Source organism: Gilliamella sp. B14448G11 (assembly GCF_016101765.1).
GTDB lineage: Bacteria > Pseudomonadota > Gammaproteobacteria > Enterobacterales > Orbaceae > Gilliamella > Gilliamella apicola_N.
The window spans coordinates 81,198-104,996 of the sequence record NZ_JACFPX010000005.1 but is presented as its reverse complement, the minus strand read 5'-3'; the positions used below and the strand labels follow the sequence as shown (position 1 = coordinate 104,996).

The following is a 23,799-nucleotide window of genomic DNA, read 5'->3' as shown; positions in this document are numbered from 1 at the left end:
GAAAATGTTTACTGCCGTAGTAGGATATATGAAAAAACCAAATGGTATCATGACATTTTAATGACTATATTGTAATAATTTGGTCATTAATTCGTTTGTTTAGCTTTGTTATAGTACTCACACAATGATTCATGAGGCTAGACATTATTGTTTCATTGTTTTATTTCCTTTCATCCATTCCTTGCAATTTAATGCAGCCCTAGTTTACCTAGGGTTTTTTTTTATCAAAAGCAATGTTGACAGTAGTCATTAGCCAAACAAGTACTAATTATTTTAGTATTTAGCCTAATTATTCTAACAAAATTAACCATCCTTGGATATGAATATATCTATTTTTTATGCAACACAACACCACTTTCAATATGATCGGTATAAGGAAACTGGTCAAACATAGCAAAATGCTTGATATTATGAGTTTCTATCAATTGCTGTAAATTATCCCGTAAAGAAAGAGGATTGCAGGATATATAAATAATAGTATTGTAACTTTTAAGAATATTAATTGTATCACTATCTATTCCAGCACGAGGAGGATCAACCAGTACAGTTTGGCACTGATAATCATCAAGATTAATATCCTTTAATCGATTAAATTCACGTTCTTTTTTAATAGCACTGGTAAACTCAGCTGCGGATAGACGGGCAATAATTAAATTATCAATCTCATTTACTGCAATATTATATTGCGCTGAATATACAGACGCTTTCGCTATTTCTGTCGCTAACACCTTACGAAAGTTTTGAGCCAAAGCGATAGAAAAATTACCGTTGCCACAATAAAATTCAAGTAGATCACCTGACAAACCTTTGGTAACTTCAATAGCCCACTCAAGCATTTTGATATTGACTGCGGCATTGGGTTGAGTAAAGCTATTTTCAACTTGACGATAAATAAAGATTTTATCAAATATTGGTAAGGCCTCATCAACATAATCGACATCAATAGCAATTTTTTGATTACTCGCCCGACCAACGATATTAGCATCGATCCCCTGCTCGGCAAGTTGTTGCTTAAGTCTATTTGCCTCAGCAATCCAATCATCACTTAACTTTTTATGATACAAAAGGGTGATAAGTAATTGACCACTCAGTGTGGAAAAATAATCTATCTGAAACAATAAATGACGTAATAATTGATTATGCTTAAGCAATGGTAAAATAGCTTTCATTGCTTGATTAATCAATTTCGTTGCAATCGGAAAATCATCAATTCGTGTGCGCTTTTTCGTTTTTTTATCATACATAATATGGTAGATATCTTCACCATCATGCCATATTCTAAACTCAGCTCGCATACGGTAATGACTGATAGGAGAACTATAAACTTGCAATTCTGGAAGTGAGAAATCACTAAAAATCGTTTTTAAATGGGTTATTTTATTTTCAAGTTGAAGATGATATTTATCGTTCGAAAAAATTTCAGTCATATTCTGTAATGGGTGATTTTGTTAATTGTTAAAAGAAATATTGTCTATTATAAAAATAACAACAAGATTATATTAAGTTATTAAGTAAATATTGAGTTTTAATCCCTTATTTTACCTAATGTCATAAAATTTATTTTGATATCTTAACACAAAGGCAAAGTGTATTATAAATAAAGATTCCGTTACAAGCATTGATAAGAGTTGATGAATCAATTATTCTTTAATTTTTATACTTAAACGTATGCTTAACCTAAAACTTTTTTACAAAGTATTTAACTAGCTTAATTGATATACTATAAAATGAACAAAATGAATATTGATGTTAGTTACTCACTACGTTTTATTGATTGTAGTTATAACGATTGCCGTTATAATGTGTCTCAAAATTTAAGATAGAATGATCAATATGACTGCAAAAACTTTTTCAGATTTAGAATTAGATGAGATTTTAATTCAAAATCTACAAACACAAAACATCCACACGCCAACAGTAATCCAAACTCAAACGATACCTGTCGCATTAGATGGCAAAGATATTTTAGGCTCGGCGCCAACGGGTACGGGTAAGACACTTGCTTTCTTAATTCCCGCTGTGCAACATTTATTGGATTTTCCACGTCGCAAACCGGGACCACCTCGTATTTTGGTTTTAACACCTACTCGAGAGTTAGCGATGCAAATAGCTGAGCAAGCAAAACTATTAACGCAATCCACTCATTTAAGCATAGCCACAATAACCGGAGGCGTTGCTTATATGAACCATGCTGAAGTATTCAGTAAAAATCAAGATATTGTGATTGCGACAACTGGACGGTTATTGCAATACATTAAAGAAGAAAATTTTGACTGTCGAGCTGTTGAAATGCTTATTTTAGATGAAGCAGACCGTATGTTAGATATGGGATTCTCTCAAGATGTTGAAACCATATCAGCAGAAACTCGCTGGCGCAAACAAACACTACTCTTCTCTGCAACGCTAGAGGGTGAAGGATTACATAATTTTGCTAATCGCATATTAAATGAACCCATTGAAATTAATGCCGATCCTTCACGAAAAGAACGTAAAAAGATTTTACAATTCTATTATCGTGCCGACAATTTAGAGCATAAAGTAGCCTTACTCATTCATTTATTAAAGCAAGAAGAATTGAAAAAGACGATCGTTTTTGTACGTAAGCGTGAACGGGTACATGAATTGGTTAGCTTGTTACATCAGGCCGGAATCCATAGCTGTTATTTAGAAGGTGAAATGGTTCAAGCTAAACGTAACGAAGCAATTAAAAGAATGAACAACCATACTGTTAATGTACTGGTTGCAACCGATGTTGCGGCTCGTGGCATTGATATTGATGATATTACCCATGTTATTAATTTTGATGCACCTAAAACAGCCGACGTCTATTTGCATCGTATCGGTCGTACTGCGCGTGCGGGGAAAAAAGGGACCGCGATTATGTTGGTCGAAGCTCATGACAACGAATTGTTACAAAAAATTGAGCGTTACATCAAAGAACCAATAAAGTTACGAACCATTGATGAGTTACGCCCAAAAACGAAAGCTCCAAAACCGGCAACTAAGAAAAAACCTTCACAAAAAGCGAAATTGAAAAATGCTTCCAAAAAAGAAGATAACAAAAAGAAAAAAGTCAAAATACGCCATCGCGATACTAAAAATAAAGGTAAACCGAAGAAATTAATAAATACTACCGAATGATAATTTATCAGTTAATAGTTTAAACTTATGGTATCAATTGTTTATAACAACTTGGAGTGTAAGTTTAAATTGTTATAATGTCCCACATATTAAAAAGCATTAAATAGTTAGGAGAACCATAATGACTTTAGTCACTCGTAAAGCCCCAGATTTTACATCAGCAGCAGTGTTAGGCTCAGGTGAAATCGTTGAAGATTTCAATTTAGCTAAACACATTAATGGCAAATATGCTGTTGTATTCTTTTGGCCAATGGATTTTACATTTGTATGTCCATCAGAAATCATCGCTTTCGATCATCGTTTAGAAGAATTCAAAAAACGTGGCGTTGAGATTATTGGGGTTTCTATGGATTCACAATATGTACATAATGCATGGCGTAATACTCCACAAGATAAAGGCGGTATTGGTGAAGTAAAATTCCCAATTGTTGCAGATATAAAACACTCTATTATGCAAGCCTACGGCGTTGAACATCCTGAAGCTGGTGTTGCTCTTCGCGCATCATTCTTTATTGATAAGTCAGGTGTTGTACGTCATGAAACGATCAATGATTTACCAATCGGTCGTAATATTGACGAGATGATTCGTATTGTTGATGCTTTCCAATTCCATGAAGAACACGGTGAAGTTTGCCCTGCTCAATGGACCAAAGGTAAACAAGGTATGCAGGCTAACCCAAATGGTGTTGCTAGCTACCTAAAACAACATGGTAACGAAATTTAGTAAACTGTTTTTCCCTTTTATTCATACATCCTTTTAGCTTACACTTTGCTTAACCGGAGTTCATCTCCGGTCTTTTTTTATTTAAAGAATTGAATAAGTAAAACGAATAACTATTTTTTAACTCTATATCTAATAATTTTTTTGAGTATATCTTTGACTACATTGTAGCGTGTAATCCTACAATACCAATAATAATAAAAGTAAGTCCAAATAAGCGAGGAAGATTTTTCGGCTCATTAAAAATAAACATATTAGCCAATACCGCACCTGACGTACCAAGCCCAACCCATACAGGATAGACTATACTTAAATCCAGATATTGAAGTGAAAAATAAAATAATGTAAACGAAACAAAAAAACCACCCCAATACAGTGTTAATCGAAACACACTTTTTTGTTGCGAATAGAGCTTAAGGCCAATAGCGCCAATAACTTCAAAAATTGCAGCCGTTAAAATAAATAACCATCCCATATTGTAATCCAAATTTCAGTTAATCAACTATCTGCTCGTTTAAGTTGCACAACGCCAATAATTATTAATGCAACAAACAATATTTCAATAAGTTTGATTTCTTTACCAAACACGACCATATCAATAGCAAGTGAGCCTATCGCTCCGACACCAGAAAATATTGCATACACAGTACCTGTAGGAATTGTCTTGCATGCATTTGTTAAAAACGTAAAATCAACAATAATTATGAGTATAACAATAACCCAATGCCACCACTGACTGGCAGTAGTAAAACCAAATACCCAACACAGTTCAAAAAAGCAGGTCAGTATCACAAATGCCCACTCTTTATTCGCGCTAAACATAGTTACCCCGTTTTTATTACTATCTATTTTGTTAAAATCTATATTTTTAATGCAATCTATATGTTAGATATGCTGATTCTGCTATTTTGCCAATAAGCATCGACAAAACTATAGATGGTTCGCAAACAAAGCATTTGCCACCAAAAGAACTTAATATTATTTACAAAGAAACAACTTAATTGAATGCTAATTAGATTTTTAAAATTAGTATGATATTAAAATATCTATCGTTTCTAAAAACTTAAAAAATTTTATCCTTATTTATCAAATGTATAAGATATTTTATAATGAAGAAAGACAAAAAGCAAGAATAAAACTGTTATTATTCAATGTTTCACACTTTTACAGATAAAATTATAGTGAATAATGAGAACAATAAATAACTTAAAGCAGCTAAATAATCGCCAAGTTTAATCAATTTAATCGTTAGTTTGGCGATTTTATTTAATTGATTGAGCTAGAATGAAAGTTTAGTGCTTACAAAAAATGTCCGCCCTGGTTCATTATACGTTGCAGCTCCTGCACCCTTAACGGTTACGATACCATTTACTGGATTTTTTAAGGTTGTGGAATTACCCTCTCGGAATAAGCGCTTATTAAACACATTATCTATTCCAGCCGTTAACGTAACGTTTTTATTAAATTGATATTGCCCACTAAAATTTAAAATAGCATAAGGACTAAGTTGGTGAGTTGCACTATCCGTAGCTTTATTCCCAAGATAATCATATTTTTTCGGCTTTTGTTTACCAAACCAAGTGACCGTAGTTAACAACGACAATTTATCGGTTGTTTGCCAGTCTATTGATGAATTCAACGTATATTTTGGTATTATTGATAAATAATCGCCAGTCTTTTTATTTTTTGACTGCAACATCCAAGTTAGGTTATTTCGAAACTTGATTGTTGAAGTAACGGGAATCGTTAAGCTGCCTTCCAATCCCTCTACAACAGATTTGGGCACATTTTGCCATTGAAAAATATTTGAATTGCCAAATTTATTTTTTCCACCTTGCGCATGACCCACCACTTTTGTGCCAGAATCAATTTTATCATGATAATCATTACGGAAATAAGTTATGCCAGCAATTAATCCTTCATTATTATGAAACTCAAGCCCAATTTCTTTATTGACGCTTGTTTCCGCTTTTAAATTTTTGTTACCAATTAAATAACAACTGCCACCCGCACTATGACAACCTTGCCCACGACTATAAAGAAGATAGTTTGGGTTAGTTTGATATAAGTTAGGTGCTTTATAAGCTCTGGCAATACCAAGTTTTAAACTGAAATAGTCGCCCAATTCTTGGGATAAGTTCAAACTTGGACTCCAGTTACCACCTGATTTACTTTGATGATTATATCGTAATGTAGGGGTAAGCATGGTAGTTTGTGTCAGTTCAATGTTATCTTCGATAAACATTCCCCAAAGATTAGCTGATGAGTTTTCACTGCGCATTTTATCTTTGATCCAAGATATGCTTCCTCCCTCTTCAACGGATTGATTATTTGAGGTTGGATCTTTCATTTTTTGATGATTATACTCGCCACCAACAGTCATAGTTTAGGGTACCACCATAGTTAATGGGAAGTTGGTCTCATTATGTAAAGTAATATTATTATATTTAATGGTAGAAAAACTATCATTATCAAATCGACCTTCAGTTCCACCAGCTAAACCTTCATTTAAACGGGTATTATGTGTTTTTTCCAATTGAATATAAGATATTGTATTTAAACCGTTGTCCCAATATGCTCGATGAGTTATTGAATAATTTTGACGAATCATTTTGTTAGTTTCATCATTATAAAAACGACTCACCAATTGATTAGGATTATTATTCTGTGTATCTCCGGCATAAATATTTCCTTGTCGGCTAATGCTCGTTTCAAATTCAATTGATTGTTTATCAGTGATATCCGACCGCAATAGACCATTGAGATCTTTATTGCGCACCCCTTCCCGTCCTGCACTGACCGAATTCGGATTAATTTGATGTTTTTTGTTGATATCCCACTCATCAGCATCGGTTTTATTGATATTGCCGTATAGACGCACACTTAGATTATCGGTTAATCCACCTGTTAATAAAAAGTTAGTCCTTTTTGTTGAACCTTCCTCACTGTGAGATGGTACATTAATATAACTATTTAAAGATCCATGCCACTCTTTAGCGGGTTGTTTCGTTATAATATTTACTACGCCTCCTGCTGCACCATCACCATAACGAGCTGCTGCTGGACCACGGAGCACGTCAATTCTTTCAATAATATCTACAGGTATCCAATTCGTATCGCCTCTTGTGTCTCGCTCACCGCGCCAACCATATCGAACAGACATACGGCTTTTTACTGATCTTCCATCAACTAAAATAAGCGTATTTTCAGGTCCCATTCCTCGAATATCAATTTGTCGATTATTACCTCGTTGACCACTTGTTGAATTACCCGTCAAACTGACACCTGGCATAGTACGAATAATTTCGGAAATATCGTTTTTGGGCGGCATTTTGCTCAGATCTTTTTGGCTGATAACCGAAACACCCAATGCTTGTTTAGCTTGCTCTGCTGCTGTCACAACCATCACATCATCTGAATCACTTGCCTTATGAGTTAATGAATTTTTGATATCAGCATTAGCATTATGACATGCAAGACTAACAAGTGTGGCAATAAAACAAGTCGATTTATATTTTGAACACATATATTATCCCTAATATTATTCTTCAATAATGATTATCATTATCAAGTGGCAGTAATATAAATCAAACTATCATATATTCAAGTTGATTAATAACTATTTGCTCAAATACTGGTTAATGAATGTTAAAATTTATTTGAATGCCATCTTGTAAAGCTATAATCGCTGCTGTTTTATGGGATTGTTGCGGATAAACTTTGTAACTTAAGTTTAAGTTATGAATCTTAGCTTGTTTTAATTGATCAAATAGATGTTTCGAATTATCCACCATTTTACGATTTTGCCGATGCTTTAATAAGAGATTCTGCTTTTCCTTGGGTAACTTGCGATCAAAAGGAAGTAAAGATTGTTCAGATCCCCCTACAGAGATAAGTAAATTGACGGGATTGATGAGTGGTGGCTGATTATCTAATAAGTATTTCGATAATACTTTAAACATATATCCATCGCTAAACCACATAGATGGACTCGATACCACATAGGTATTAAAAATCACTGGTTTTGTTAAAAAAATATATAAATTAAATAATCCACCGTATGAATGTCCAAAAATAGCTTGCTGTTTTAAATTAATCTTATAGCGTTTTTCCATTTCAGGTTTAAGTTCTTTTGTTAAAAAATCATAAAACGCATCTGCTCCACCATATTTACCAGATAAATTAATTTGATTATTCGGTAAGGTCTCATAAACAAAATGATCTGGTTTAGGTAAAAAATCAAAATCACGACGTGTTTGATTGAGATAGTCAATTGCGACAATTATACCTTCTTGAAGAATGCAACGCTCACAAGCTTGACTTTTAATAATGTCACTTGCTGTTAAAAAATAACTGTCACCATCAAGAAGATAAATAATTGGCCAACCACCTTTCGGTGTAGGTTTATTAGGAGTATAAATAGTAACTTTATAATCACCATTTGCCGTTGAATGAAATATTTCAGTCCGAGTATTAGGAACGACCACGTTATTTGTAGAAATGGATATTGATTGGCAACCTGTTATGATCAAAAGCATTATTATATATAACAGACTGAAACGTGCCATAGTTTATCCTAAACAATCAGAGCTTACTGGAACAAATTAATGAATACATCTAACTTATTCAATAATAAACTTAATAAAATGATGCCACTGCCGAATGGTTAATTCGACAGTTTACATCCATATGTTTAGACTGAAAAAGTGTTACGATAAGCAACAATATCTTCAATTGTGACAACGGGTAAATGATGTTGTTTGGCAAATTCGACAACTTGTGGTGCCCTTGCCATCGATCCATCATCATTAGTTAACTCACAAATTACAGCAGCTGGTTTAAAACCTGCTAATGAAACCAAATCAACTGATGCTTCAGTATGCCCTCGGCGATTCAAAACACCGCCCTCTTTAGCAACTAATGGAAATACATGACCAGGATGGTTTAAGTCACTAGGTTTCGCATTATCAGCAACGGCGGCTTTTACAGTCGTTACTCTATCTGCTGCAGATACTCCAGTAGTAACACCTTTAGCGGCTTCAATTGTAATGGTAAAAGCAGTATGATTTTTACTGGTATTATTGGCGACCATCATAGGCAATTCTAATTTGTCACAAAAAGATTGTGGCATACATAGACAAACGATACCACTTCCATATCGAATAGTTAGTGCCATTTGTTGAGTTGTAATTGTTTCTGCCGCCCAAATGATATCGCCTTCATTTTCGCGATCTTCATCATCTAAAACTAATACCCCAGATCCTGCCTTAATTGAAGCAATAGCTTTTTTTACTCGCTCAATTGGTGTTCCAAATTCATTTAAATTAAACTGATTCATGGTAGATACCTATCCTGTTTTATTAAGTTAATTATATTTATTCTTAATTAAAATAAACCTAATCCGAACTAATATTTCATGTAACTAATTGAGATAAGTTTACATCTAAAATAATTGCCAAAAGCAAAGTTAAATTAGTTAAGTTATAAATATATTAAATACCAGAATCAGGGCAAGTGCTTGACCATAGTGATTTTGCTATAAAGCAAATATAGAAAAGATAAGCCACTCTCTTTCATCCAGACTTTAACTGTCGGCTTTGGAATCTCACCAAATCTGCTTGTCCTCAATAAAATTGAATATTATTAAGCGCTCGTGGGCTATAACCACCGGTGGGGAATTACGCCCCGCCCTGAGAATTTTGTCAGCGAACTGACCGCCCACACTATAATATAAAATAGAAAAAAAAACACGGATATTTTATAAAGTTAAAAAAATTGCCGCATCGTGCGGCAATCTTTGATATAGATAAGGTAATTAGCTCATACGAATTTCACGTAAATGTCGTTTTTCAGCATTTCGCATCCAAAGCCATGAAATGAAACCAATAATACCCACAATTAACAATATAATTGTTGCTAACGCATTAACTTGTGGATCGACACCTAAACGTACTTTCGAGAATATAAGTTTCGGTAACGTCATTGCACCTGGTCCAGTCACAAAATTCGCGATAACCACATCATCAAGCGATAAGGTAAATGCCAACAACCAACCAGAAACAAGAGCTGGAGCAATCATAGGTAAGGTGATAATGAAAAATACCTTTAATGGATTTGCGCCCAAATCTAATGCAGCTTCTTCAATTGACTTATCCAACTCTCGTAATCTAGCACTAATAACAACGGTCACATAGGCAGTACAAAACGTTGCATGAGCCATCCAAATGGTCATTGCTCCTCGTTCCTTAGGCCAACCAAGCACTTGCCCCATTCCAACAAACAGTAATAATAATGCTAGACCTGTTATTACATCAGGCATAACAAGCGGTGCGGTTGTCATAAAAGAGAATAAATTAGAGCCACGGAATCGTTTAAAACGAATAATTGCAAAAGCAGCTAAAGTACCAAGTACGATTGCCAACGAAGCAGCCCCAGCAGCAATACTCAAGCTTAATCCTACCGCTTTAAGTAACGCTTGATTATGAACCAATTCAAAATACCATTTGGTCGAAAATTCAGCCCAAACTGTAACAAGTCTTGAACTATTGAACGAATAAATGATTAAAATAATCATAGGGATATATAAAAAGGATAAACACAATAAAATAATTAATCCTTTTAAACATCGAACTAATAGCGATATTGTTACAAGACCAGTCAAAATAAGGCTAAATACCAAACATCCCACATATAAGTTAATACTGCCCAATAAAGCAAAGCCTGATGCCGAAATTAAAATCGACAGCACTAATGAACCTAAAAATGAGGAGATAAAAACAATCAATGCAGATCGCATAATTAATGGTAAATTATTCATTTATTTACCTCCCAATTGTCGGTTCTGAAATTTATTAAAGTAGTAAATAGGGACGATTAATATCAATAACATCACGGTTGCAACAGCGGAAGCAGCTGGCCAATCATGATTATTAAAGAATTCAGCCCACAGTTGTGTACCAATCATTAAACTATCCGATGGACCTAATAGTTCAGGTATTACATATTCCCCTACCGCAGGAATAAAGACCAACATTCCACCAGCGATAACCCCGTTTTTGGTTAATGGTACAATAATGTTAAAGAAAGTTTTAATTGGCTTACAACCTAAATCTAAAGCTGCTTCAATAAGCGTTGTATCGACTTTGCTTAATGATGTATAAATTGGCAATACAACAAATGGTAGATAAGAATAGACAATACCAATATAGACCGCTAAATAGGTTTTCATGATTATTAAAGGTTGATCAATAACCCCCAACCACATTAAGAAATTATTTAAAAGACCATTAGGATTTAAAATACCAATCCAAGCATAAACACGAATTAAAAATGAAGTCCAAGAAGGCAAAATAATCAACAATAATAAAATATTTCGACTCGATGGTTTACATTGTGATATAGCCCAAGCTAACGGATAACCAATTAAAATACATAACAGTGTTGAGATAGCTGCGACTTTTAATGATTGTAAATAAGAATCAATGTAGATAGTATCTTCAAATAAATTGAAATAATTACCAAAATTTAAAACAATATTAAGTAGACCATCTTCATAACTCAACAGATCAGTATAAGGAGGTACCGCGATAGCGGCTTCCGAAAAACTGATACGAAAAACAATCAAAAACGGCAATAAAAATAGTAATAGCATCCATAAATAAGGAATCGCTATCACTAATAGACGCCCATACAATGTCATTAAGTCAGAATCATCTCGTTGTTGACGCATTTTTTTGGATGCAAAATAAATCGCAACTAAACCCAACCCAGCAGGTATATATAAAATACTGCCTGCTATAATTAAACGGTAAGCGAATTTAGAGGGTTTATAATGCACCAAATATGCACCTAAACAAGATAATAGTAGACTTAATACCATAGAGGTAAATAACGCATCTAAAAACAAATTGTCAAATGCATTTGTTGTTACAAAACGTAAATAAACATTGAGTAACACCAATGCATTTAGAAACAAACCACAATAAATGGATCGCATCAATATATCCTCTTGTGTTTATTCAGTAAGTACAACGCAACTATCAATTTCCCAACTGAGGTTAATGACATCGCCCCAAGTTGGCATACCTTTACGATAGCGATGTTCGTTTTGTAGTTGAGCAATAATAATTTGTCCACTTTCCAATTTAACGTGATAAATAGAGAGATCACCTAAATAGGCTATTTCAACCACTTCACCGGTTGCAAAATTGTAGCCTTCTTTTGGTATTTCATCACAAAGTTTAATTTTTTCTGGTCGTAAGGCAACCTGAATTGGAACACCTTCAACAGCAGGTGAATCATAATCCACTTTTAAAGGATGTTTAATCATAGGACAACTGATGATTAAGCCATCTTCTAATGTTTCTTGCAAAATACCGTCAAAGACATTGACTGAGCCAATAAATTCAGCACTATAACGACTATTTGGATGTTCATAGATTTCTTCAGGCTCACCAATTTGAACAAATTGTCCTTTATTCATAATTGCAATACGCCCTGCCATTGTCATGGCTTCTTCTTGATCATGAGTAACCATTACACATGTAGCGCCAACTTGCTCTAAAATACTCACGACTTCAAGCTGCATTCGATCACGCAGTTGTTTATCTAATGCCCCCATTGGTTCGTCCAACAATAGTAATTTAGGTCTTTTTGCTAAACTTCTTGCCAAAGCAACACGTTGTCTTTGACCACCTGATAATTGGTGTGGCTTGCGCTTACCAAATTGTTCCATATGCACAAGTGCTAACATTTCTTCAACACGATGCTTAATTTCACTCTTGTCTAATCTGTCTTGTTTTAGACCAAAAGCTATATTTTGCTCAACCGTCATGTGAGGAAAAAGAGCATACGATTGAAACATCATGTTAATAGGACGATTATAAGGAGGGACTTGTGATAAATCCTTACCATCGAGAATAATTTGTCCAGACGTTGGTTGTTCAAAACCAGCAAGCATCCGCAATAATGTTGATTTACCACTACCCGAAGCACCTAATAAAGCAAAAATTTCTCCGGTATAAATGGTTAAATTTACATCATCGACAGCATAATAATCATCATTGAAAACTTTCGTTAAATTTTTGATCTCCAATAGTGGAGTTATCATCTTTTTTTTAGGCTGTACCTGATTTGTTGTTTTATCGTTCACGCTTTTTTCCTCATAACAACAAGCCATAAAAAACGAGACGGAAAGATTATTGAATCTCCCCGTCTAGAATAAATAAGTCAATTATTTGACATTTTCAAACGGCTATTTGCCCGTTTTAAGTTTTGTCCATGTGCGAGTGATCACACGTTCAAGTTTTGGTTCTTTCACTGTTAAAGTGAATAGTTTTTCCATTACTTCCGGTCTTGGATAAACCGCAGGATCGTTCTTCACTTCTGGTTTAACAAACTGATCGTTAGCAACTTTATTCGCACTTGCAAAGTTAACATCATTAGTCACTTGTGCAGCGATTTCTGGTTTTAAAATGAAGTTTAAAAACTCATGAGCTTCATCAGGATTTGCTGAATCTTTTGGAATAGCAAATGTATCAAAGAAAACTAACGCGCCTTCTTTCGGAATTTGATAACCAATGTGCACACCATTTTTTGCTTCATTAGCTCTATCACGAGCTTGTAAAATGTCTCCAGACCAACCTAAAATCACACAAATATCACCATTCGCTAAATCAGTAATATATTGAGATGAATGGAAATAACGGATATATGGTCTGACTTTCGACAACAACTCGTAAGTTGCACCCGTGTAATCTTTTGCATCTGTACTGTTTGGATTTTTGCCTAAATATTGAAGAGCACTTGAAAAGATTTCAGTTGGAGCATCTAAAAATGCCACACCACAATCTTTAAGTTTTTCCATATTTTCAGGGTTAAAAACTAAATCCCAACTATCAACAGGAGCATTATCTCCTAGGCGTTCTTTAACTTTATCAATGTTATAACCGATACCTGTAGTCATCCATACATAAGGGATCGCATACTTGTTATCTGGATCATGGTTAGCCATTAATTTCATTAAATTTGGATCAAGATTTTTCCAATTTGGCAATTTATTTTTATCTAATGGCAGATAAATATCAGCTTTAATCTGTCTTTCTAAAAAACTGTCCGATGGTGAAACGACATCGAAACCAGAATGGCCAGCCATTAGCTTACCTTCAAGAGCCTCGTTAGAGTCATACACATCATAAACAAGTTTGATTCCTGTCGATTTTTCAAAATCACTGATAGTACTATTACCAATCTGACCTGCCCAATTATAAAAATGCACAACGCGATCTTTAGCTATAGCAGATTGAGATAATGCTAGTGAAACACCAGCTATGATTGAAAGAATTGTTTTACGTTGAGTAAACATGCTCACCACTTCTCCTCTAGTTAGGGATATTACATGTTAGACACAAGCCCATTGTGAAAAACAACGGACCCCCAAATTTTGCCATTATTCGTTATTGAATGATATGGCGAAACCGAGATAATCAGGCAATCACAAGTCATTAATAAGGCTAATGAACATGTAGAGCTAACCTTGCATTACGAGGGATAAAATACATTTTTTTTTTGAGATGTCTACTTAAAAAATCAAATATCTTAAGTTTCAGGATTGAGTGACTATATTTTAATCAAACAATCCTTATTTCACCGATAATTACAGTTAATTTTCTTTTTCTATTCAGCACTCGCTTGGAGGACTTTAGAGCCTGTTTGCCAAATACGATATTTAACTGTTAAATCATTTGGTACGTAAAACACAATTGGTAAGCGACTATTATAATCTAATAATCCTAAATTATGATTCATAGTAACAAATTGATTTTTATTAGTGCCTTCAGGACAAGCCATAAGCGTTGAAATATCGTTATTCGCTTTATCAACAACATAGTAGTTGTAACCCCAACCTTTCAATTCTTCTTGCTTAACGATGCCACCTAAACTGCGCGTATTACAATCAGTATTTATCTCTTTACCTATTAAAACTTCAACTCGCGCTTTATTTTCATTGGCTAAAGAAGGAAGGTGGATTGCATAGCGAGTGTAGCCATCCATAGCATCTGGATAAGGTGCTATATTGTTCGCATTTTGAACTGGATTGTTAATTTTAGGTGTTGTTGAACATGCAGGTAACAATATACTAACTAACAGCAATAACAGTAATTTTCTCATTTTAATATCTCCATCAAAGATTTATCATTTACACTAACATATGTTTTTTTAATGATAGTGCGTATAATAACATTATTTAGATTAATAAAAATGGTACAAAAATGCCAGCAGAAAAAAATACCTATGATTTATTGAAGTTAATTTTAAACTTATTACTGATTGGGTTACTAATCATTATTACTTATCGTGTTGTTGAAGCTTTCTTATTTGGTTTTTTTTGGGCTGTCATGGTAGTTATTGCTACATGGCCATTAATGATAAAAATCCAGAAAAAAATGTTTAATAAACGCTGGTTATCGTTAACTATCATGGCATTAATTTTAGCGCTTGTCTGTATTATTCCATTTCTTTTGATCATCAGTAGTGTCGCACAAAATGGTCACCATCTCATTGAATGGGCTAAATCTTTATCACATCATGAATTACCTACATTTGATTGGCTGGAGAGTATCCCGACTTTCGGACCAGAACTTCATCAAAGTTGGCTAAATATCATTAAAACGGATGGTTCTGATCTGGTCTCCAGTATTCAACCTTACATTGGAACGCTAATAGGTTGGTTGTTATCACAGGTAACCAACATCAGTATATTCATCTTTCATGCTGGTGTCATGATCATTTTCAGTTTATTACTTTTTCTTAAAGGTGAAATGATTACCAAATACGTTTATTTATTTGCTAATCGCTTATCTAAACAATATGGCGCCATTACCGTGACACTAGCAGGACAATCCATTCGTGCAGTAGCTCTTGGCGTGGTAGTAACTGCAATCACTCTAGCTCTAATTGGTGGAATCAGTTTTATTATCACGAAAATGCCATTAGCGGGCGTTTTAACACTGGTGTTATTTATCTGCTGTGTTGCACAAATCGGCCCTGTCATTGTCATGCTCGGTTGTATCATTTGGCAATTTTGGAATGGCCATACTCTCTCTGGCATTATATTAATTGTTGTCGCAATTATTTTAACAACGCTTGATAGTGTAATGCGTGCATATTTAATAAAGAAAGGGGCTGATTTACCATTTTTACTGATTTTATTTGGGGTAATCGGTGGCCTACTCAGTTTTGGTTTGATGGGATTATTTATTGGTCCAGTGGTATTGGCATTGACATATAAAATCATTCAAACCTGGATTGATGAACAATCTTAAAAAGATAATATTGACGAACTAAATTGAATAACAAAAATTATATAAACAACATTGACTCAGGACTATGAAATAAGGAGTGTTATTTTCTGGCTTAAAGTGTGTTATTCTACAGTTTGAACCAGTTACAATAATATATGAATCATGAGAATACCTTTTATTAAATATAATCATCAAAAGCATCTTAATGAATTAGCAAAAATCCAGCAAAATGCAGATCAATATAGTATTTTGTACGATCCTAAAGCATATAGACAAGCTTTACTTGAAAAAATCAAAAATGCCCAATTTCGAATTTATATTGTAGCACTCTATTTAGAACAAGACGAAGCTGGGCAAGAAATACTAAATGCTCTTTACCAAGCAAAAAAAATCAATCCTAATTTAGATATTAAAATCTTTGTAGATTGGCATCGTGCACAACGTGGTCGAATCGGAGAAGACAAAACGCACACCAATGCACGTTTTTATCACCAAATGAAATTACAGCATCCTGGCGTTGATGTTCCTGTATATGGTGTTCCAATTAATCGTCGTGAAGTGCTTGGGGTTTTACATCTTAAAGGATTTATTATTGATGATACAGTTATATACAGTGGTGCCAGCCTGAATAATGTATACCTGCATAAACTCGATCATTATCGTTATGACAGATATCATCTTATTACCAATAGATTACTTGCACAAAGCATGATTGATTATATCGATAATAACTTTTTGCCTTTTGACGCTTTGCAACGTTTAGATGTTGCGGAACATAAATCACGCAAGCAAATTAAAAATGAAATTAAAGTATTACGTCAACATCTTTCTGAAACCAATTATCAATATACCAATAATGCAAATAATAATGAGTTATCCGTATCACCGATTGCAGGCTTAGGTCGAAATAATTCATTAAATAAAACCATTCACCATTTAATTAATTCAGCGCAACAAAAAGTGACTTTATGCACGCCCTACTTTAATCTGCCAAATATCTTAGTTCGTGACATCATTCGTTTGCTTAGAAAAGGCAAACAAGTTGAAATTATTATTGGTGATAAAGAAGCGAATGACTTTTATATTCCTGAAGATAAGCCGTTTAATATTTCCGGTGGCTTACCTTATTTGTATGAAATTTATTTAAGAAACTTTATTGAACGATTGCAGTCATATGTTGATAAAGAACAGTTAATTATTAGATTATGGAAAGATAATGATCAAACCTATCATTTAAAAGGGGTTTGGATTGACAATGAATGGATGTTAGTTACTGGAAACAATCTTAATCCAAGAGCATGGCGTTTAGACCTGGAAAACGGTATTTTGATTCATGATCCTAAACAAGAATTACAGACACAAATCACCCATGAGCTTGATACAATACGCCAAAAAACGACATTAATTACACACTTTCAACAGATTCAAGCGAGTCAATTTTATCCGAAACGTGTTCATAAATTAATAAAAAGATTGAGCCGAATCCGCGTAGATAAAGTGATTAAGCGTTTATTATAAACCCTTAAAATAAATAAGTTAGTATAATAGATTTATATAAGTTAAACTTGAAATCATTATATTAATGTTAAAATAAAATGCTCTAATACCTTTATCTGTGTATTAGAGCAATGTTTTAATCAACCATCCATTAAAATAAATACACCAATCAAACTCTCTTAACTTAGACATCAGATTTATAAAATTTTTATTTGCTAATGACCAGTTGTTAATGACTACATGAATTTTTATTAACTTATTTTTCTTTGTTAATTTAACAAACGTAAATCGTTTTAGTAACCTATTTATTATTGAATGACTAGGATGTTTCGCTTTTTTATACTAAAACGTATAGTTAACCTCAAACTTTTTTACAACCTATTATTTAATCTGATTTTGTTGTAAATTGAGTACCGTTCGAGCATTTGATGCACTGGTTGCAATTATGTCTATAACCCCAGAACGAAGCGCGCCTAAAATCGCTGTTGCTTTAGTATTTTCAGAAGCTATAGCAATAACACACGGGATATTACGGAGTTCATCAATGCTAAGACCAATTACCCGATCATTCATAGCCGTATCAACGGGATCCCCATTGATATCAAAAAAACCATAACCCGCAATATCGCCTACCACGCCTTGCTTCAAAGTTGCATGAGTTATCTCTTGGGGAGTAAACCAACCCAATTGCACCATGTAACTATTTTCGTTCATATCACCAATACCGACTAACGCAATATCTGCTTTGGCCGCTCGTTCTAATGTATCTTTGATGACTCTATTTTGAATAAAAGCTTCTTTAAGCTCTCGATTTTCAACATAGGCTGGCGCATAAAGCGTTTCACTGCTCGCATTAAATTTTCTAGCTAAACTTCGGCTAATATGATCGGCATCAATAATTTCTCCAACCCTTTGGGTACCACCAATTCCGCAAATAAATTTACACTGCTTTTCAGGAAAAACACCCACATGACTTGCAATCGCTGCAACATTACGACCTTGTCCAACCGCCACTGTCACACCTTTTTTTAAAACACTCGATAAATAATTAGTCACAAGTGCGGCTACTTGTCTGCGTTGTTCATCCTCATCTTGATGATCTAAAGCAATTAGCGCTCGTTTTATACCAAAACTATTAATAAATTGTTGTTCGATTCTTGAACTAAATATTGGATGATATTTAACATTAATTTCTACAATTCCTTCCGATCTTGCTTTTTTAAGTAACCGACCGACTTTAATGCGAGAAATACCAAATCGCTTAGCAATCTCTTCTTGAGTCTGCTCATACTCATAGTAAGCAACAGCAATTTCGGTAAGGAGCTCTGTTTCTTGCTTATCTTCAAATATATCCATTATTTTAGCCTTTTGTCATAACATTAATTTTGCTGATTAATTGCTGATAATATATTACAAAAACCTGTCGCTTGCCATGCACTACGACCAATAAATAAGCCATCAATATCTGGTTGAGCAATTAATGAAGTTGAATTTTCGAGATTTACGCTGCCTCCATATAAAAGTATCATTTGATAGGCGATCTGTTGACCATAGAGTTCAACTAAAGCTGATCGCAGCTGATGATGAATATATTGTGCCTCTTCTGGAGTTGCTGCGATACCATTTTTATTAATAGCCCATATTGGCCCATAAGCTATAACCACTTGTGCTGGGTGCTGCTTATCAATCTCAAATAAGTTTATTTTCATTTGTTTGATCACTGTTTCAGCTGATACACCTAAAGACTTCTCCTCATGACTATTACCAATACAAACTAAAGGTGTTAATCCATGTTTCAAAGCAGTTTTCACTTTTTTATTGACCGTTATATAATTTTCAATGTAAACCGCTGTGATACCTCCTAAAGTTGTACCACATAACTAACAGTATAGTGGTTAAAGAAGCAACAAAAGCACCTTCGAATAAAGATGCATTAACTAAAGTCACTTTATTTTTTAATGATTCGTCTTCTATAAGTCCAATGGCTGTTTCAGCACTTAAAATGGCACTACTAATATCAGCTAAGATTAGAATATTACGATAATCAGAAGATTGTTTGATGATGTTATAAATTGTGAGGGGATCTGTTCCCATTCGGCCATCTCCCGTTCCTCACGCTGAAAAAATTTTTACGTCACCCGTAGAATCCACCATATCTTCTATAATATCTTTAAGCCCATCAGTGATTTTTTTACTGTGTGACACTAATACGATACTAATTATGAAACCTTCGAATAAATGATTAATAATTAATCTTTTGTTCGATTTTATAGAGTAAAACGATAGAGAAAATTACTTTTTAAAAAATTTGTGACTAAGATCTAAATATTAAAATGATGAGAATTTATAGCTAAATGAATGACTATGATTAGTAATTATTGAATTAAAGATAAGATAAATGACTTAAATCTCTTAATAATTGATACTAAGAGCATAACCATGAATTTTTAAATGCATGATCATAAATTTAAGATTAAAACAAAATTTAAATTTTAATAATGAGTTGTTACTCATTATTAAAAAAAGAAGCCATAATTAAATAATGTCATAAATATTGGCATAATTAAGGTTAATAAAAATCCTTGCACAATTGCAGAAGGAACAATCATTATACCTGCACCTTTTTGTAGCATCGGTAAGGTAAAATCCATAGAGGTAGCACCACATAAACCTAGTGCAGTAAGTTTATAACGTTTAATTAAACTCGGAATTAAAATGATGGCGCATAATTCGCGCAAAATGTCGTTTAAAAAGGTGGCACTACCAATAATTGCACCATGCGCTTCTGTCATTAAGAGTCCAGAAAGTGAATACCAACCAAATCCAGATGACATGGCTAATCCAACACGAATTGGTTGATTGAATATCAATGCCGCTATGATACCGCCTAAAAAAGTACTTATTATTACAATTATTGTGGTAGCAATACCGACTTTACTAAGTAAGATTTGCTTTAATGAGATATTATTACTCCGTAACTGAATCCCAACCAATAAAAGTAAAAAAACCAAAACAATTTTAGTAATATCTTCATTGTATTGCCAGATAAAGAGAGGAATTAAGCCAGCAAGAAAACCTAGAATCAAAGCAATACAAACCCGTAATGATTCTAAAATCATTTTAAAGCGTGAGCCAATATCATGTTTAGTATGAGTGGTTTGCCAAGGCAGGAAGATATCAAATAACATTAAAAAGATAAAATTACCACCAAAAGTACATATAAATAAGACGCCCGCATAAAATAGGATAGTTTGTAAATTATCTTTGAGATTATCAAGGTGCGCTAATTCGGATCCCATTAGAAATAGAATAAAATAAACCATCCAGCTAAGGATTTTGTTAATTTTGGTTATCCATTGTTGGTTTTTAAAGGTAATTAAATATCCCAAACACAATGGTACAAATGCAATAAGAAGACCAAAATACATTTTCTATTTCCTGACTATTTAATTTTAGTTATTATCTTACTAATATGAAACTATCGATAAAATCGACAATCGGGTTAAGTAGACTAGCATAATTATTTAGAATAAGTCGATTTGCATGTCGCTTGTAAACACCTTAAACAAGCGACAATTTTGTCTATTTTAATATGGCGATATTGTGATTAACAATAAAGCTAGCTTATTATTTTAATGAAGCCAAATTCTCTGTAATACTATTTTCGAGTTGATCCAATAAAGCATAACGATTACGATATTCTGATCGTTTTTTACTAGCGATTTCATCCAGTGATTTTCGATAGATTTGATTAGGTAATATAAATAAACCATTGCTGTCTTGTTTGCCATCAATGGTTAACCAGAAATCATCGTAATCCGATAAAATACGTTCTTGTCGGCTATTGTAACGCCAATTATTGTAAATATGCGTTTTATTACCCACCGCCACTATTTGTTCTAAATTAAAATAGCGCGCAATGACTAAGGCCGCCTCTAACGCAACACGTTTAGGAAACAGTCCATAACACTGTTTTGTTGCTTGTTGTACTCGAATGCGAGCATCATGATGACCTGTGCCTTGTAATCCAGCAATAAAAAGTGTTGTTTTTTGTTGATATTGCATTATTGTAAAAGTTATCGTAGCCAAATCAATGCTATCATTATCATAAAAATATAGACTAATTTCACCTTCACGAGCAAACTTATTGCGTGCTTGAATGGCGATTTTGATATTAGCATCGTTTTTTACTTTAACATCAGCCAGTACAAAAGCGATATTCGGATTATAAAAAGCTTTACTCATGCTGTCAGGATGTTTAGCTAAAAAGTCATAATGGTAGGCTAGTGCCTCAAAACGTTCTTGTTGACTTAAACAAGAGGCTAAATAAGGTCGTTGTAATTTACATGGTAAATTGGTTTGGCATGATAAATAATATCCCAGTAATGGATATAGTCTCAATTTATCCAATAATTTAAATGTGATCGGACTTAAAAATAAGGTTCGAAAAAAAAATTTGAAACGATAAGTCGATTTTATCCACAGTTCATTAAGTGGAAGTTTACCGGTACAAAGCCAGTTAAACAGTTGCCACTTACTTTTAGGCTGGGACATATTCGTAATATTATTCATAAGCAGAAAAATCAAATTAGTTATTCTATTAAATATTTATATAGCGACTAAATTAATAAATAATAATGAAATATTAATAAAAAGCCATAAAATTTGAACGATAAGGTTACAACACAAAACTAGTTGGTGCAACTGTTGCTAAATAAAAGGCTAAATTATATGAAAATAAAAAACGGTGAACTGGTCACCGTTTTTCTATTAAAGTAAATAATCAGTTTAATAACAATAATTATTGTCCTTTAACTTCTTTCAAACCGTTGAAAGGTGCTTTAGAACCTAATGCTTCTTCAATACGAATTAATTGATTATATTTAGCAACACGGTCAGAACGGCTCATAGAACCAGTTTTGATTTGACCAGCAGCTAAACCAACAGCTAAATCAGCAATAGTTGAATCTTCAGTTTCACCAGAACGATGAGAAATAACAGCTGTATAACCAGCATCTTTCGCCATTTTAACTGCAGCGATAGATTCAGTTAATGTACCAATTTGGTTAACTTTAACTAATATAGAGTTTGCGATGCCTTTTTCAATACCTTGTTTGAAGATTTTAGTATTAGTAACAAATAGATCATCACCAACTAATTGGATTTTGTTACCAAGAGCTTTTGTTTGGTATGCCCAACCTTCCCAATCACTTTCATCTAAACCGTCTTCGATAGATACGATTGGATACTCATTAGTTAAACCTTCTAAATAGTGAGTAAATTCTTCTGCAGTGAATTCTTTGTTACCTTCACCTTTTAATACATATTTACCTGTTTCTTTGTTATAGAATTCAGAAGCGGCACAGTCCATCGCTAAAGTAATGTCTTTACCTAGTACATAACCTGCTTTTTCTACAGCTTCTTTAATGCATGCTAATGCTTCTGCATTTGAACCTAAGTTAGGCGCAAAACCACCTTCATCACCAACAGCAGTATTCATACCTTTAGCATGTAAAACTTTTGCTAAGTTATGGAAAACTTCAGAACCCATACGGATTGCTTCACGAACTGTTTTAGCACCAACTGGTTGAATCATGAATTCTTGTAAGTCGATGTTGTTATCAGCGTGTTCACCACCATTGATGATATTCATCATTGGTAATGGCATTGAGTATTGACCTGGTGTACCGTTAAGATCTGCGATGTGTTGAAAAAGTGGAACACCTTTAGCTGCCGCAGCAGCTTTAGCAGTTGCTAAAGAAACAGCAAGAATTGAGTTAGCACCTAAGTTAGATTTGAAGTCAGTTCCATCTAAGTCAAGCATAATTTGGTCGATAGCTGCTTGATCTAGCGCATCCTTACCAACAACAGCTTTAGCGATTGGGCCATTTACATTTTCAACAGCTTTTAATACGCCTTTACCTAAAAAGCGAGATTTATCACCATCACGAAGTTCTAATGCCTCACGTGAGCCTGTTGATGCTCCTGATGGAACGATTGCTAAACCAACAAATCCACCTTCCAAATGAACTTCTGCTTCAACAGTTGGGTTACCACGAGAGTCGATTACTTCACGACCATGTACTTTAACGATTTTTGCCATGTTATTTTCCTCTATATGACAGATATATTACTAAT

At 33.8% G+C, this 23,799-nt stretch carries 18 protein-coding genes, 3 pseudogenes and 1 riboswitch; of the genes and pseudogenes, 4 read left to right on the top strand and 17 right to left on the bottom strand.

What is annotated here, in order from left to right; all coding sequences use genetic code 11:
- Positions 1 to 329: 329 nt before the first annotated feature.
- The gene (gene trmA / locus H3S88_RS05590; RefSeq protein WP_198227804.1) at positions 330 to 1,427 is read right to left on the bottom strand and encodes a tRNA (uridine(54)-C5)-methyltransferase TrmA; all 1,098 of its coding nucleotides are present in this window, start codon (positions 1,425 to 1,427) and stop codon (positions 330 to 332) included.
- Between the two features lie 406 nt (positions 1,428 to 1,833).
- Between trmA and srmB the strand changes: the two genes are divergently transcribed.
- Both srmB and H3S88_RS05580 read left to right on the top strand, forming a co-directional pair.
- Positions 1,834 to 3,141, top strand: coding sequence for an ATP-dependent RNA helicase SrmB (srmB, locus tag H3S88_RS05585; protein WP_198227806.1), 1,308 nt, complete (start codon positions 1,834 to 1,836; stop codon positions 3,139 to 3,141).
- Between the two features lie 121 nt (positions 3,142 to 3,262).
- Positions 3,263 to 3,865 (top strand): peroxiredoxin C, encoded by a 603-nt coding sequence (locus tag H3S88_RS05580; protein ID WP_039127151.1) that lies wholly within the window; start codon positions 3,263 to 3,265, stop codon positions 3,863 to 3,865.
- A gap of 157 nt (positions 3,866 to 4,022) precedes the next feature.
- Here the strand turns inward: H3S88_RS05580 and H3S88_RS05575 are convergent, their stop codons facing one another.
- The 10 genes and pseudogenes from H3S88_RS05575 to eco all read right to left on the bottom strand — a co-directional run bounded on the left by H3S88_RS05575 (position 4,023) and on the right by eco (position 15,031).
- Positions 4,023 to 4,337, bottom strand: a complete 315-nt coding sequence (locus H3S88_RS05575) for a multidrug efflux SMR transporter (RefSeq protein ID WP_039127148.1) — start codon at positions 4,335 to 4,337, stop codon at positions 4,023 to 4,025.
- Positions 4,338 to 4,360: 23 nt separating this feature from the next.
- Complete coding sequence (locus H3S88_RS05570) at positions 4,361 to 4,684, bottom strand: multidrug efflux SMR transporter (RefSeq protein WP_198227808.1); 324 nt, start codon at positions 4,682 to 4,684, stop codon at positions 4,361 to 4,363.
- Positions 4,685 to 5,141: 457 nt separating this feature from the next.
- Positions 5,142 to 7,388 (bottom strand): annotated as a pseudogene (locus tag H3S88_RS05565) (TonB-dependent siderophore receptor).
- A 112-nt stretch (positions 7,389 to 7,500) separates the two neighbouring features.
- On the bottom strand, positions 7,501 to 8,430 hold the full coding sequence (locus tag H3S88_RS05560) for an alpha/beta hydrolase (RefSeq protein WP_198227810.1): 930 nt from the start codon (positions 8,428 to 8,430) through the stop codon (positions 7,501 to 7,503).
- A gap of 125 nt (positions 8,431 to 8,555) precedes the next feature.
- The gene (gene ribB, locus H3S88_RS05555) at positions 8,556 to 9,200 is read right to left on the bottom strand and encodes a 3,4-dihydroxy-2-butanone-4-phosphate synthase (protein ID WP_198227811.1); all 645 of its coding nucleotides are present in this window, start codon (positions 9,198 to 9,200) and stop codon (positions 8,556 to 8,558) included.
- Positions 9,201 to 9,423: 223 nt separating this feature from the next.
- Positions 9,424 to 9,564, bottom strand: a riboswitch (FMN riboswitch).
- A gap of 113 nt (positions 9,565 to 9,677) precedes the next feature.
- Positions 9,678 to 10,436, bottom strand: coding sequence for an ABC transporter permease subunit (locus tag H3S88_RS05550; protein WP_198227918.1), 759 nt, complete (start codon positions 10,434 to 10,436; stop codon positions 9,678 to 9,680).
- Positions 10,437 to 10,679: 243 nt separating this feature from the next.
- Positions 10,680 to 11,552, bottom strand: a pseudogene (gene potH / locus H3S88_RS05545) (putrescine ABC transporter permease PotH); the annotation flags it as partial.
- Positions 11,553 to 11,876: 324 nt separating this feature from the next.
- On the bottom strand, positions 11,877 to 13,013 hold the full coding sequence (gene potG, locus H3S88_RS05540; protein WP_039127140.1) for a putrescine ABC transporter ATP-binding subunit PotG: 1,137 nt from the start codon (positions 13,011 to 13,013) through the stop codon (positions 11,877 to 11,879).
- A gap of 102 nt (positions 13,014 to 13,115) precedes the next feature.
- Positions 13,116 to 14,225, bottom strand: coding sequence for an extracellular solute-binding protein (locus tag H3S88_RS05535; protein ID WP_086318578.1), 1,110 nt, complete (start codon positions 14,223 to 14,225; stop codon positions 13,116 to 13,118).
- A 311-nt stretch (positions 14,226 to 14,536) separates the two neighbouring features.
- Positions 14,537 to 15,031: a serine protease inhibitor ecotin gene (gene eco / locus H3S88_RS05530; RefSeq protein ID WP_198227812.1), complete on the bottom strand. Its 495-nt coding sequence runs from the start codon at positions 15,029 to 15,031 to the stop codon at positions 14,537 to 14,539.
- 101 nt (positions 15,032 to 15,132) lie between these two features.
- Between eco and ydiK the strand changes: the two genes are divergently transcribed.
- Positions 15,133 to 16,185, top strand: coding sequence for an AI-2E family transporter YdiK (ydiK, locus tag H3S88_RS05525; protein ID WP_198227813.1), 1,053 nt, complete (start codon positions 15,133 to 15,135; stop codon positions 16,183 to 16,185).
- Positions 16,186 to 16,326: 141 nt separating this feature from the next.
- Entirely contained in the window at positions 16,327 to 17,682 is a 1,356-nt protein-coding gene (pssA, locus tag H3S88_RS05520; RefSeq protein ID WP_198227814.1) for a CDP-diacylglycerol--serine O-phosphatidyltransferase, read from the top strand.
- 360 nt (positions 17,683 to 18,042) lie between these two features.
- Here pssA and H3S88_RS05515 read toward each other — a convergent pair whose 3' ends face one another.
- The 6 genes and pseudogenes from H3S88_RS05515 to eno all read right to left on the bottom strand — a co-directional run bounded on the left by H3S88_RS05515 (position 18,043) and on the right by eno (position 23,764).
- The gene (locus H3S88_RS05515) at positions 18,043 to 19,017 is read right to left on the bottom strand and encodes a sugar-binding transcriptional regulator (RefSeq protein ID WP_065737256.1); all 975 of its coding nucleotides are present in this window, start codon (positions 19,015 to 19,017) and stop codon (positions 18,043 to 18,045) included.
- A 23-nt stretch (positions 19,018 to 19,040) separates the two neighbouring features.
- Complete coding sequence (locus H3S88_RS05510) at positions 19,041 to 19,490, bottom strand: triose-phosphate isomerase (RefSeq protein ID WP_307785757.1); 450 nt, start codon at positions 19,488 to 19,490, stop codon at positions 19,041 to 19,043.
- Positions 19,491 to 19,497: 7 nt separating this feature from the next.
- Positions 19,498 to 19,761 (bottom strand): annotated as a pseudogene (locus H3S88_RS05505) (hypothetical protein); the annotation flags it as partial.
- Between the two features lie 416 nt (positions 19,762 to 20,177).
- Entirely contained in the window at positions 20,178 to 21,089 is a 912-nt protein-coding gene (locus H3S88_RS05500) for a lysine exporter LysO family protein (RefSeq protein ID WP_198227816.1), read from the bottom strand.
- 199 nt (positions 21,090 to 21,288) lie between these two features.
- Positions 21,289 to 22,233, bottom strand: coding sequence for a VirK/YbjX family protein (locus H3S88_RS05495; protein WP_198227817.1), 945 nt, complete (start codon positions 22,231 to 22,233; stop codon positions 21,289 to 21,291).
- Between the two features lie 229 nt (positions 22,234 to 22,462).
- Complete coding sequence (gene eno / locus H3S88_RS05490; RefSeq protein ID WP_025315203.1) at positions 22,463 to 23,764, bottom strand: phosphopyruvate hydratase; 1,302 nt, start codon at positions 23,762 to 23,764, stop codon at positions 22,463 to 22,465.
- Between the last annotated feature and the right edge of the window lie 35 nt (positions 23,765 to 23,799).

What these genes read in the sequence shown, in the direction of transcription:
- trmA (WP_198227804.1), bottom strand. Translation starts at nt 1,427, where the DNA reads ATGACTGAAATTTTTTCGAACGATAAATATCATCTTCAACTTGAAAAT.
- srmB (WP_198227806.1), top strand. Translation starts at nt 1,834, where the DNA reads ATGACTGCAAAAACTTTTTCAGATTTAGAATTAGATGAGATTTTAATT.
- H3S88_RS05580 (WP_039127151.1), top strand. Translation starts at nt 3,263, where the DNA reads ATGACTTTAGTCACTCGTAAAGCCCCAGATTTTACATCAGCAGCAGTG.
- H3S88_RS05575 (WP_039127148.1), bottom strand. Translation starts at nt 4,337, where the DNA reads ATGGGATGGTTATTTATTTTAACGGCTGCAATTTTTGAAGTTATTGGC.
- H3S88_RS05570 (WP_198227808.1), bottom strand. Translation starts at nt 4,684, where the DNA reads ATGTTTAGCGCGAATAAAGAGTGGGCATTTGTGATACTGACCTGCTTT.
- H3S88_RS05560 (WP_198227810.1), bottom strand. Translation starts at nt 8,430, where the DNA reads ATGGCACGTTTCAGTCTGTTATATATAATAATGCTTTTGATCATAACA.
- ribB (WP_198227811.1), bottom strand. Translation starts at nt 9,200, where the DNA reads ATGAATCAGTTTAATTTAAATGAATTTGGAACACCAATTGAGCGAGTA.
- H3S88_RS05550 (WP_198227918.1), bottom strand. Translation starts at nt 10,436, where the DNA reads ATGATTATTTTAATCATTTATTCGTTCAATAGTTCAAGACTTGTTACA.
- H3S88_RS05535 (WP_086318578.1), bottom strand. Translation starts at nt 14,225, where the DNA reads ATGTTTACTCAACGTAAAACAATTCTTTCAATCATAGCTGGTGTTTCA.
- eco (WP_198227812.1), bottom strand. Translation starts at nt 15,031, where the DNA reads ATGAGAAAATTACTGTTATTGCTGTTAGTTAGTATATTGTTACCTGCA.
- ydiK (WP_198227813.1), top strand. Translation starts at nt 15,133, where the DNA reads ATGCCAGCAGAAAAAAATACCTATGATTTATTGAAGTTAATTTTAAAC.
- pssA (WP_198227814.1), top strand. Translation starts at nt 16,327, where the DNA reads ATGAGAATACCTTTTATTAAATATAATCATCAAAAGCATCTTAATGAA.
- H3S88_RS05515 (WP_065737256.1), bottom strand. Translation starts at nt 19,017, where the DNA reads ATGGATATATTTGAAGATAAGCAAGAAACAGAGCTCCTTACCGAAATT.
- H3S88_RS05500 (WP_198227816.1), bottom strand. Translation starts at nt 21,089, where the DNA reads ATGTATTTTGGTCTTCTTATTGCATTTGTACCATTGTGTTTGGGATAT.
- H3S88_RS05495 (WP_198227817.1), bottom strand. Translation starts at nt 22,233, where the DNA reads ATGAATAATATTACGAATATGTCCCAGCCTAAAAGTAAGTGGCAACTG.
- eno (WP_025315203.1), bottom strand. Translation starts at nt 23,764, where the DNA reads ATGGCAAAAATCGTTAAAGTACATGGTCGTGAAGTAATCGACTCTCGT.